Source organism: Stanieria cyanosphaera PCC 7437 (assembly GCF_000317575.1).
Lineage (GTDB): Bacteria > Cyanobacteriota > Cyanobacteriia > Cyanobacteriales > Xenococcaceae > Stanieria > Stanieria cyanosphaera.
The window spans coordinates 3,736,280-3,748,206 of sequence record NC_019748.1; the positions used below are offsets into that span (position 1 = coordinate 3,736,280).

Annotated in this window: 9 protein-coding genes; 2 read left to right on the top strand and 7 right to left on the bottom strand. The window is 35.3% G+C overall.

Annotated elements, in window-relative coordinates; genetic code table 11:
• Positions 1-189: 189 nt before the first annotated feature.
• The 7 genes from STA7437_RS16230 to STA7437_RS16260 form a co-directional block, all read right to left on the bottom strand.
• The gene (locus STA7437_RS16230; RefSeq protein ID WP_015194474.1) at positions 190-1,395 is read right to left on the bottom strand and encodes a serine/threonine-protein kinase; all 1,206 of its coding nucleotides are present in this window, start codon (positions 1,393-1,395) and stop codon (positions 190-192) included.
• Positions 1,396-1,593: 198 nt separating this feature from the next.
• Positions 1,594-3,771 carry a GumC family protein gene (locus STA7437_RS16235; RefSeq protein WP_015194475.1) on the bottom strand — a complete coding sequence of 726 codons (2,178 nt, stop codon included), beginning with the start codon at positions 3,769-3,771 and terminating at the stop codon, positions 1,594-1,596.
• Positions 3,772-3,861: 90 nt separating this feature from the next.
• The gene (locus STA7437_RS16240) at positions 3,862-4,998 is read right to left on the bottom strand and encodes a polysaccharide biosynthesis/export family protein (RefSeq protein WP_150109082.1); all 1,137 of its coding nucleotides are present in this window, start codon (positions 4,996-4,998) and stop codon (positions 3,862-3,864) included.
• A 201-nt stretch (positions 4,999-5,199) separates the two neighbouring features.
• Entirely contained in the window at positions 5,200-5,955 is a 756-nt protein-coding gene (locus tag STA7437_RS16245; RefSeq protein ID WP_015194477.1) for a cyanoexosortase B system-associated protein, read from the bottom strand.
• 48 nt (positions 5,956-6,003) lie between these two features.
• On the bottom strand, positions 6,004-6,876 hold the full coding sequence (gene crtB / locus STA7437_RS16250; RefSeq protein WP_015194478.1) for a cyanoexosortase B: 873 nt from the start codon (positions 6,874-6,876) through the stop codon (positions 6,004-6,006).
• A gap of 19 nt (positions 6,877-6,895) precedes the next feature.
• Positions 6,896-8,050, bottom strand: coding sequence for a DegT/DnrJ/EryC1/StrS family aminotransferase (locus tag STA7437_RS16255; RefSeq protein WP_015194479.1), 1,155 nt, complete (start codon positions 8,048-8,050; stop codon positions 6,896-6,898).
• Positions 8,051-8,372: 322 nt separating this feature from the next.
• Positions 8,373-8,870, bottom strand: coding sequence for a host attachment protein (locus STA7437_RS16260; RefSeq protein WP_015194480.1), 498 nt, complete (start codon positions 8,868-8,870; stop codon positions 8,373-8,375).
• A 177-nt stretch (positions 8,871-9,047) separates the two neighbouring features.
• Between STA7437_RS16260 and STA7437_RS16265 the strand changes: the two genes are divergently transcribed.
• The gene (locus tag STA7437_RS16265; protein WP_015194481.1) at positions 9,048-9,314 is read left to right on the top strand and encodes a hypothetical protein; all 267 of its coding nucleotides are present in this window, start codon (positions 9,048-9,050) and stop codon (positions 9,312-9,314) included.
• 339 nt (positions 9,315-9,653) lie between these two features.
• The gene (gene fusA, locus STA7437_RS16270) at positions 9,654-11,690 is read left to right on the top strand and encodes an elongation factor G (protein WP_015194482.1); all 2,037 of its coding nucleotides are present in this window, start codon (positions 9,654-9,656) and stop codon (positions 11,688-11,690) included.
• Positions 11,691-11,927: the final 237 nt, after the last annotated feature.

Here is an 11,927-nt window from a genome sequence, read left to right on the forward strand (position 1 = left end):
TATTTTATTTTTCATTGTCTTATCTAGTTGTAAGATTAAGCTTTTTACTTTGGTAAGACAAGTAGTTTTTGAGCTAGCAAACAAATAAGGATTAGACAAAATAAAAGTTATAAACAATTCATAAATTGTTCATACTTTAATTCGCTATATTATAACTCTATTGTAGATAAGTAAATTGATTATAAAAAATTAAACTAAATTGCGTTTAAATTCTAATTGCTGCTTGACATCAGGAATATTAATCATTAAAGCTTCTATTAATTCCTGATAAGAATCGATAGAATTGTTGGTTAAAATTTCTTCAATAATTAAACTTGCTATTGGTCCTATATAGTAGGCAAGTTGTTTTTCATAATATTTAACGATCTTAGCATTAGGAGAAAAGTAGTTCTGATTTATAGTCAGTTTTGCTGAATTTTCTTCTAAAGATTTTTTTGATTTTGTAACAATATTTTTGTTGACTTGAGGCTTGTCAATTGTAAATTGTTGATTTGGCTTAATTACACTTCTGTTTAAATTTGAAATTTCTTGAAGAGCAAAAATAACTTCTGTAGCCGATTGATAACGAGATTTTGGATTTCGATTTAAAAGTTTATCTAAGACTTGACTTAAAGTATCACTAATATTAGTATAAGAACGCCATTCCCACTCAAGGGTATATAAATTTAATAAAGTATTAGGTTGTTTTCCCGTTAACAGAACAATTGCAGTAACTGCTAAAGAATAAAGATCGCTACAAGGATAACAAATACCAAAATTCATTTGTTCTTCGGGAGCATAACCAATTTTGCCAACAAATGTTCTTTGAGCTACTGCACTTGATACTTGCTGAAATTTTTCTGAAACAACTGCTTGTTTACCAACTCCAAAATCAATTAAGATTGGTAATTTTTCATCATACAATTGCATAATATTATCAGGAGAAATATCTCGATGAATAATACCGCGGTCGTGGATATATTCTAAAACTGGTAATAAATCTAGCAACCAAGTTAAGATTTCTTGTTCTGAAAAAGTTTGCCCTTGCCGTAAACGCTGTTGTAATAATTGATAGTAAGATTTGCCCTGAACGTATTGCTGTACTAAAAAGAGTCGATTTTCTGCCGTAAAAGCAGCATAAAATTGGGGAATTTGTGGATGTTTTAGGTTATAAAGAATTTGTGCTTCTCGCTCAAATAAAATCCGTGATTTTTCTATTTGCTCAGTAGATGTCATTACAGGAGCAAACTCTTTGAGAACACAAGGTTCATTAAAACGATAACTATCAAATGCTAGATATGTCCTTCCTAATCCTCCCTTTCCTAAAATGGCTTGAATAAGATAACGATTGACAATTTTAGTCCCAGAAGGAATGGTAGGGTAAGGTGCTGAAATAAAATTATCATTCGCTGCCATAGTGATACTTTCGCTTAAACTGTATTCAAATTAGACAGCGATCGAGAAAAACTAGAGAAACTCTTACCAGTTACTAATCAACGATTAAGATAAAGTCCTGAGCATCACTTAAAATAAATCCTCTCCCCATCCCTGCGTCTCGGTGTCAATCATCATATTCAACTGTTTAAGCGAACCTGATATTAGAACTGCTATAAATTAAATTTGTGAACCGATTTGATTATCAATAGTGTGAGATTGTGTTTGAAGCAACTCTTGAGATTGCAAATCTGGAACAGTGACTACTTGTTCTAAATCATTAATTACTACACCAATTAAAGGAATATCAGTTTCCGTAAACTGATCGATTGTTTCTCCTAGCATACTGCTTTGAATAATTCCTGGCCTAGTTACTAGGACAATTCCATCGGTTAAAGATTCAATTAGAAGTGCATCATTATATTTAGATAAAGAAGGACTATCAATAATTACTACATCAAATCTACCTCTAGCATCTTCAATTAATCGACGGAATTCATTAGATTCAATTATCGCGGGTACTTGGCGTAAAGGACCAAGACTAGGAACTATATATAAATTAGCAATTGCTGGTACTAAACGAATTGCATCATTACGATTACCATAATAATTAAGAGGTTCGCCTGTAGCTTCTCGGTCTAACTCTACTTGAATTAGGTCGGCATTAGAAGAAAAACGCAAATCAGCTTCTAAAAGTAAAGTTCGTTTACCAGCATGAGCAGATGCTATCGCTAAATTGTAAGCAGTCACACTTTTTCCTTCATCGGAACTAACACTAGTAATTAAAATCACTTTGGCAGATTGAGGAGCAAAACGACGCAGATTACTCCGAATTTTTTCATAAAAACCAAGATAACCAGAATCAATATCGACCAGGATTGGAGTTTCTCTGCCACTAAGATCGAAACAGGCAACATAAGGCAATTGTCCTAAAATCGATACTTCTCGCTCTCCTAGCAAATCTCTAATTTCTTTAGCAGTGTACAAACGATCATCGAGAGTAGCGAGTAAAAAGATTGTTCCTGCTGCTGCTACCAAACCTATTCCCGCTCCAGCAGCTAAAATTAACAAGCGGTTAGTAGCGATCAAAGTAGTAGGTGTAACTTCTTGAACTACAGGTGCTTGAGCGATCGCAAAACTGCTAGTAGTTTCCGCTTCTGCTGATTGAGCGTCAACTAAAGCGGTTAAAATTGTTTGATATAAGGCTCTTTTTGTTTCAACTTCTTGAACTAAGCGAGTTTGTTCTAACTGTTGTTCGGGAAACTGTTCGTATTGTTGTCGCAACTCCTGTTCATTATTAACAACTGAGTTTAACTGTCGTTGAATTCCTTCTCGTTGAGTTTGCAGAGTTACCAAAGTATTGGCTAACTGTTGTCTGGCAGGATCGAGACTGCTATCTTGTCTGAGTTGACTCGGTAGAGGTTTATATGTACCATCTCCTCCCAAAACCTCAGTCGCTCTTTCTTGAAATAATTGCTCGACAGTTTGTTTTTGCTTCTGTAAACCGACGATGGTAGGATGTTCGGGACGAAGGTCTTTTTGATTAAGTTTGAGTTGACTTTCTATGTCCAGAATTTGCGATCGCAAACTACTCAAAATCGGATCGGCACTCAATGCTGCTGCGGTGTAAGCTTCCTGGGGATTTAAACCCAATTGTTCGACAATACTATTGATTTGACCATCAATTTCGTCAAGAATTAATTTTAATTGTCGTTGTTGTTGTTTACTACCAGTAATCCCACTAAATAAACTACCGTCTTGAACTGCTAATAAATCTGCTCCTGCTTTAGATAAAAAGCTATAAAAAGCTTCTTCCGCATTAGCTAATTCTCCTTGAACTTCTTGCAAACGTTTTTTCAAAGCATCTACTCTACCGCTTAATTGAGCAGTGTTGAGCAAACGACTTTGTTCTACCATTTCCTGCATAAATATTCCTAAAACCTTAACGGCTTCTTCTGGAGTATTAGCATTTCTGTAATCTAAAGTAATTAAATTACCTTTATTTTTGCCTTCTTCAGGAACATTAATTTCTAATTTTTGTTCGATAATTTGTTTTAGTTGCGAATTATCAATCGCTAATTTTCGTCTAATTCTTTCTTGAGTAGTTGGGCCGAGCAGAATATCTACATTAATTTCTCTACCTGCTTGTTGTAATTGTTCACCTGTACTAGTAAACAAAGGAGGAGGATTACTATACGAAAGTTGTCCACTAGCTTTATAGGTTGTTTCAGGAGTTGGAGGAGCGGGTTGGAGAGCAAAAATACCTGATATTCCTAAACTTAAAAGAAAAATGAACAAACCTAATAATTTGTGTTGTTCAAAAGCAATGAGAAAACGTTTTAAAATTGGTGGAGTCATAGTGATCGAGCCAAATCCACAACAGACGTTAATGTAAATTAATTAATCTTTAATAGATACAAAAATAGTTATTACCTATAACCAAGCAACTTAATCCAAGAAACTATCGAAAAAGGCACGAAATCCGAAGAAACTCCGAATTGGCTGAGTAATTACATTAAAAGCATTGTAAATTTTTCCTAACAAGGTACGACTAACTACGATAACATCTTCATTCCGAAGAGGAATATTTTGAGCAATATTGCCATGAATTACTTCTTTAGTATTCAGCGTTTGAGTAACTATTCCACCTTTTTCTGGATCGAATCGAAGTAGTGCAACTTGATTATCAACCAAGAGATTATCGTCTGGCGGAAGCGAAGCAATAGCATCAATAAACGTACTTCCATTCGGCAGTACTAAATTACGAAAAGCTGTTCCTGTATTTGAAGGAACTAAAACCCGAACATTAATGGTTTGTTGAGATAAAGTAGTTTGTGCGATTAAACTGCGGTCATAATTGCGGTCTTTTCCTACTTCCAGTTGAGAAACAATAATTGTATCTCCTCCTTGCAAATAAAAATTGGGGAAGCTTTGACTATTAATTAAAGGAGTATAAAAATCTATTTTTTCCTCCAAAACAGAACCATCAATTAAGGGACGACGAACAATAATTGAGCGCAAGTCTGCATCATTAGTAGTTCCTCCTGCTGCTAATAAAGCTGATGTAAGAGGAGAACCAGAAACAAAAGAGTAAAATCCTGGTTTCAATACCTCGCCTAAGACTGTAACATTAGCTGGACGAGGAGTAGTCAGAGAAACTAAGACTTCTGGTTGTAGTTGTATAAAACGAGTTCCTAACTCATAACTAATTTTTTGTTCAGCTTCGGTTAAACTTAATCCTGCTAAAGCAATTCTGCCCAAAATTGGAATAACGACATTCCCCTCTTCATCAAGATTAGTTATGGTATTAAATTCAGAAAATTTAGGAACACTGATATTAACACCATCTCCGGTATTGAGACGATAAACTTTAAATTGCTTAGAATCATCGTAATTAAACTCGGCAGGAGAATAACTTTCTGGAGGTGGATTTTCAGAATTAAACGTTGAGGGAAGAGGAGATAAATTAGGTGCTAAGGTAGGTTTAGAAGTTGGTTTTTCTTTTTTAGAAACAGCAATTGAAGTTTGGCTTAACGCTGGATTGGTTAAGATGGCTAAATTAAAACTCCACCACAAAACTGCCATAGTTGATAGAAAAATCAGTTTTTGATACTGAATAGAATTGTTCCTGACAGGTAAAATGTTAGTCACGCGCAGGCAAGGGGTCGTGGGGCGAACCAAGTTCGCCCCCTTGTGAACCCCGCACCGCCTTTGAAAGGCAGTGTACCGCGTGAGAGAAGCTGAGGATTGTTGTTGTGGTTGAAAAATAGTTACCATGACAAGTTATTAGCTCGCAAATTTTGTCAGTGAGTTAGAATTGTGTTCAGGAGCAGGAATCATTAATGATTGATTATTGTTAAAAACAGTTTGCTCAAGATGAGTTTGGACGGTTTTAGCAAGAGATTCAGCAGTAAATTGAGCATCGTTTAACTCTCCTAAAGGTTCAATCGGAATTTTTAAACAAACTGCTACCCAAGGTATTCTGCGATCGCTTAATTGAGCCAATTTATCTTGCCAAAACCAGTGAGCAGGAGAATAACTACCTCCATTGGGGAAGGCATACCATTGAATGACTGCAAAAGTTTGTTGACGATTCCAGGCACGAAAGAAACGAGCTTTTACCGATGAACCAGAATTATTTTCTACCGTAAAGTTTAATGAACGATAGGAATCGCTTTTCCATCTTTCGATCCCGTTAAGATCCATCCATTCTACTTCTGGTTTGTTTAGATAATAACTCTGAGGTAGCAACAGAAGCGTGACAGGTTTGGAGTTTGGTTTTTGCATCAGTTGAGCAGACCATTTATGACCGCCAATCTTGACTTCTTGTTGTTTGATTATTTGCCAATCGGGAAGTACCAAACCGGTTTTTAAAACATTTCTAATTTGATTAATATTTTCAACTTGGGGTAAATCCAACCAATTCCAATTACCTCCTTGTAAATATCCAGGAACTGCTCCAATAATAAATAAAAATAATAATAATAAGACTAAGATAATTTGTGCTTTTGAGTCTTTGTGTTGTAGTTTAAATAAATTCATTGTTTTAAGGAGTTGTAGCTCCGAATAGTGAATCAATTACAATTATTTTTATTGACTCTTAAGCGATTCTATCTGGTCTAAAAAGTTGAGTAGTAAAACAACACTAGCTAACATCAAAGCTGAATAAAGATCGCCTCCCCAACTATCGTGAAACCAGGTAAAAAGTTGATCTCTACCTGTACCGTGAAAAAATGTCAAAATCGTATTGCGAATAATATTGGCACTAACACTAATGAGTGCTGCTCCAACTAATAATAAAGTTGTTTTTTTACGATTTTCTATATTCCCCGTCCAATAAAGTAACATTAATCCTACGTATAAGCTAGTAAATAACATTTTTAATCCTGCACAATAGGGTGCAACTTCTACTAATCTTCCTCCTACAGCTAAGTAGATTTGCTCGACAGTTACATCCATTCCTAATTGAATTAAGATAAACCCAGCAAAACCAGCAATAAATTTTTGCAGTGGTAAAGTAAATGGAGTAATTAAGTAAGGAAAAGAGGTAGGAGTAGCTAATGCAATCAGTAGCAAAGCAAAACTATTGAGTTTAAATCCTGCTATTCCTTTTAACCATAAGCATAATCCAGTTAAAATAATTGGTAGAGATAAATTAACAAATTCTGCTACACCTGTTAAATAAAAAATTGAACCAATAATTAATAATATAAATCCTAAAGGATGGCTTTGATTAGGTAATCTTTGCCATTTTTTTCTTTGATTCCAAACAATGTAAAAAGCAAAAGGAATTCCGATAATTCCATGACTAAAATATTCATGTTCTATCCCAATACTTTTGTTTAACCAGCCATCATACCAATGAAATAGCACAGGAGCATAAATAAGAGATAATAACGCTAGAATTATTAAATAAATAAAATTTTTTTCTAAGGTAAAAGATAATTTATAATTAATTTGCATAATAAAAATATGAATAAGTTTAAGATTTATTGCAAGAATAAATAACTTTGGCTAACTGTTCGTTTACTAAAGCAATTTGCTCTTGCGCCAAACCTGGATACATCGGTAAAGATAAAATTTGCTCACACAAAGCTTCAGCTTGAGGTAAATCTCCTAATTGATAGCCTAAATAACGATAAGCAGGTTGGAGATGACAAGGAATTGGATAATGAATACCAGTTTGAATACCTAATTCTTGTAGTTGTTGCTGAATTTTTTCTCGATGTTGAGCTAATTTTTGATTGAGACGAATTACATAAAGATGATAAACATGACCAAATTGACTGTAATTTTTAATTGGAAAAACTTCTTGAGTTTCTAATGGTTGAAGAGCTAGATCGTAAACTTGAGCAGCTTTATTTCTGGCTAAATTCCATTCCGATAAAGAAGGTAATTTGATGTTGAGAATAGCTGCTTGTAAAGTATCAAGACGACTGTTTGTGCCTAACTCGGTATGAAAATATTTGCGGGGTGCGCCATAATTACGAAGACTACGAACTTTATCTGCGATCGCTTGATTATTCGTTACAACCATGCCACCACTACCAAATGCACCAAGATTTTTACTAGGATAAAAACTAAAGCCTGCTGCCGATCCAATTGCTCCCGCACGAATTCCTTCTCTTTCGGCTAAATGAGCTTGAGCAGCATCTTCAAAAATGATTAGATTATAAGTATCGGCAAAATCTTTGAGTTGACTTGGAGATACCATTTGTCCGTAAAGATGGACTGGTAAAATGGCTTTGGTTTGAGGAGTAATTGCTTTAGCTGCCGATTCAAAATCAATTAAGGCTGTTTCATAGTCACAGTCAACTAAAACAGGTGTAGCACCAGCATAAATAACACCAATAATTGTCGCGATAAAAGTATTGGCAGGAACTAAAACTTCATCTCCTTTACCGATCCCACAAGCTTGCAACCCTAGAGCGATCGCATCTGTGCCAGAGGCAACCCCAACTCCATAACTAACACCACAAGCAGCAGCAAAAGCAACTTCAAATTCTGCTAACGCTTCACCTAAGATAAAATCTCCCTGTTTAATTACTTGATCGATTGCTTGTTCAATTTTGGTTTGAATTGGTTGATGCTGTATACTGAGGTCAACAAAAGGAACTTTTACCAAAGTTGAAGTCATAAGGCGAACCAAATTTTAGGTATATAGCGATCTGTTTTAACAGCAAAACTAAAAATCCGCCTTACGCTCTTGATTTACTTGAGAAATTTTTGCAAAAACTTTACCAAACTGAAATTTGGCATCAGATACAGTCAAAATCCTACTTTTTGTTGATAGTTAATGGTTGATTATTGATTCTTCATCATTGATAATTCATAACTGATCACTGATAATGGCGTATCTCATCACTTTAAAAATTGCTATAGTTCTAGAAATCAATTACACAATTGAGTTTTTAAGCTCATAAATTAGCAAAAATTTTGAGTAATTAATGCAACAACTATTATGTATATGAACCTTTGTGACAAGCAGGTAATAATTCTTTTTTCGCTAGATAACTATGAATTTGATTGGAATTAAGATGACAAAGATCTTTAGCTAAATCTTGTTGTTTAAGTTGTTTAGGTAGTTTAGTTGCAACTGTATTTCTAATTAAACCCAAAATTTGAGGTTCAGCCACCAAAATAAGTTGTTGCGCTTGATGAGTTTGAGTTAATTGTGTAATTTTATTAATAATATTTTGAGCAAAACGTTTTTCAAATTCAACAGCATGGTTGTCTCGATGATCGTCATAACTATGAGCTTGACCACTAGAACCACGATTACGTCCAGTTTTAACATTTGCCCATAACTCTTGACCGTGAAGTTGATTAGCCTCGCTTAATAAACCTTCATTTTCAATCAAGTTAGGACCCGATTCATAATCAGGCCATTCGGCTGGTTCTAAAGTAAAAAAACGGGCTTGAGTGCCATTGATAACAGCAATGATAAAATTACTCATGGTTTAGACCGTAAAGTAATAAACTCTTTAATACATTGATCCTATCAATCTTCTTGAAGCAAATTAGATTGTTACCAATAAAGCTTAAAATTCGGTAATAACTCAAAAAGGAAGCTGATCTATTACCAATCATGAAGTTTCCCCAAGTTAAAATAATTTTAACTATGAGTAGATCAAATGACCAATCCAGTTATTCAAACTGACATATCAGATCTTTTAAAACAAATTGATCGCAAGCTAGATAAATTAAGTGAAGACGTTACGGAGTTAAAAGTAGGTCAAGCCGAGATTAAAAGAGAAATTAAAGCATTAGATCTCAAAGTAGACCAATTAGACAAGCGAGTAGGAAATCAAGAGTTTACCAATCGCGGTGTATTAGTAGGACTGATCTTGGTGATTTTAGGTGGTGCGATTAAGTTTTTCGGGATAGTTGGCAATCCTTAATAGTTGTTTGAGATAGGTTATTTTTTGCAATACACTTTCTAACGCTTTTCTGAAATCTACAGCAGATTTAAAATAAATCTTAGAGCGATTACCAGTAAAAACATAACATCTTACGTCTCTACATCAGTCAACCATTAACATTCATACCAGGATATTGGCTGTATCTCATTTAATTGAGAAACACTATATAAATATTTTGTAAGTAATAGCCTGTTGTTGACCAATCTTTTTTTAAGATCTAATCAGTAAATAATTCTGAGATGAGGTCGTTGTTAAAAGTTGAGCGCGATCGCTAAAAAATTATTTTACTCATTTCGCAACAATCAGGAGATTTGAATCGTGATTGCTCGCCACAACGTTCGCAACATTGGTATTTCGGCGCACATCGATGCAGGTAAAACTACTATTTCAGAACGAATTCTGTTTTACACTGGCAAAATTCATCAAATCCATGAGGTGAAAGATGATGAAGATGGCGCAACGATGGATTACATGGAATTAGAACGAGAGAAAGGAATTACCATCACTTCCGCAGCTACAACTTGTTTTTGGCAAGATCATCAAATTAATCTGATTGATACTCCTGGTCATGTTGATTTTACTATCGAAGTAGAGCGATCGCTGAGGGTTTTAGATGGGGCGATTATGGTACTGTGTGGTGTAGCGGGTGTTCAGTCTCAGTCGATCACGGTAGATAGACAAATGAGGCGTTATCGTGTTCCCAGAATTGCTTTTATTAATAAGTTGGATCGTTTAGGGGCTAATCCTTTTCGTGTTGTAACGGCACTTAAGGAAAAGTTAGAATTACATCCCTTACTTTTGCAGTATCCCATTGGTTTAGAAGACCAATTTGCAGGGGTAATCGATCTGATTGAGATGAAAGCTTATTATTATGAAGGACAACACGGAGAAGAAGTTGTTATTAAACCAATTCCTGAACAATTAGAAGCAGAAACGCAAACAGCGAGGGAAAAATTACTCGATAGCATTTCGATCCTTTCAGAAGAAATGATGGCAAAATTACTTGCAGGTGAGGAAATACCATCATCATTGATTTGGGAGACAATTCGTCAGGGAACTTTAAATCAAGAATTTACGCCAGTTTTATTGGGTTCTGCCCTCAAAAATAAAGGAATCCAAAACTTACTCGATGCGGTTAATCTCTATTTACCTTCCCCGATTGAAAGAGAAGTAGTCCAAGCAATTGATGTTGAAACTAAACAGAAAGTATCCATTACTCCTCAAGCAGATGCCCCTGTGGTAGCATTAGCGTTTAAACTGATCGATCATGAATTTGGACAACTTACTTATATTCGGATCTATGCAGGAACTTTAACCAAAGGCGATCGCTTGTTTAATTCTCGTACTCAAAAAGGTGTCCGCGCCCGTCGTTTAGTCCGCATTGAAGTAGACCGCTATCAAGAATTAGACTCAGCTACAGTAGGAGAAATTGTTGGTTTAATTGGGATTGATTGTGCTTCTGGAGATACTCTTTGTTCTTTTGGTACGAATTTATCTTTAGAAGAAATTTTTGTTCCTGAACCCGTGATGACGTTGGCAATTACTCCCAAAAGTCAAGCAGACATTGAAAGAGTCAATAAAGCTTTACATCGTTTTACCAGAGAAGATCCGACTTTAAAGATTAGTAGCGATCCCGAATCTTCTCAAACTCTGATTTCAGGCATGGGAGAACTTCATCTGGATATTTATCTAGAAAGAATGAAGCGGGAATATCATGCGGAAGTTTATGTGAGTGCGCCTGCGGTTGCTTATCGAGAAACCATTACTAAACCAGCCAACTTTGATTATACTCTGGCTAAACAAACAGGAGGTTCGGGACAATACGCTCAAGTAATTGGACATATAGAACCTTGTCCAGAACAATTTATCTTTGAAAATCGAGTGGTTAGTGGTGCAATTCCCTCTCAATTTATTGCTGCTTGCGAACAAGGTTTTCGTGATGCGTTAAAAACTGGTTGGTTAAAGGGTTATCCGATTATCGGAGTTAAGGTTATCCTCAATGGTGGTTCTTTTCATCCAGTCGATTCTTCCGAATTGGCGTTTCGTTTTGCTGCGAGAATGGGTTTTGAGGAAGGATTTGCTCAAGCTGAACCAACTTTGCTCGAACCAATGATGTTATTGGAAGTAGAAACTCCTAACGAATTTGTCGGCAGAATCCAAAGTAAATTACTATCTCGTCGTGCCTTACTATTAGGTTCAGAACATCGGGACAATTATGTAGTCATTCAAGCCGAAGTTCCCTTAGCAGAGATGTTTGGATACGCTACTGAATTGCGATCGCTTTCTCAAGGCATGGCTACTTTTTCAATGGAATTTGCTAAATATCGAGTTTTATCAATATCAATGATTCATTAAAATAAATTATTTAACTGGAGCAGCAGTAACTGCAAACCAAAGAGCGATCGCAATGAGGAGAACGGCAATTTTGACGTATAAATACGTTAATTCATGAGGTAAAGGAAAAATAGACATGATCAAAAACCTCTACAGTTCTCTATCTTTATTGTCTTCACAAACTCACCAATCACTTATGAAGAATAATTAATTTTTATTTAAAAGATCATATTTGGGTACTTTTTGGGTATTTTTATT

Bases quoted from the DNA above. Each gene is read 5' to 3' on its own strand.
- STA7437_RS16230 (WP_015194474.1), bottom strand. From the start codon at position 1,395: ATGGCAGCGAATGATAATTTTATTTCAGCACCTTACCCTACCATTCCT.
- STA7437_RS16235 (WP_015194475.1), bottom strand. From the start codon at position 3,771: ATGACTCCACCAATTTTAAAACGTTTTCTCATTGCTTTTGAACAACAC.
- STA7437_RS16240 (WP_150109082.1), bottom strand. From the start codon at position 4,998: ATGGCAGTTTTGTGGTGGAGTTTTAATTTAGCCATCTTAACCAATCCA.
- STA7437_RS16245 (WP_015194477.1), bottom strand. From the start codon at position 5,955: ATGAATTTATTTAAACTACAACACAAAGACTCAAAAGCACAAATTATC.
- crtB (WP_015194478.1), bottom strand. From the start codon at position 6,876: ATGCAAATTAATTATAAATTATCTTTTACCTTAGAAAAAAATTTTATT.
- STA7437_RS16255 (WP_015194479.1), bottom strand. From the start codon at position 8,050: ATGACTTCAACTTTGGTAAAAGTTCCTTTTGTTGACCTCAGTATACAG.
- STA7437_RS16260 (WP_015194480.1), bottom strand. From the start codon at position 8,870: ATGAGTAATTTTATCATTGCTGTTATCAATGGCACTCAAGCCCGTTTT.
- STA7437_RS16265 (WP_015194481.1), top strand. From the start codon at position 9,048: ATGACCAATCCAGTTATTCAAACTGACATATCAGATCTTTTAAAACAA.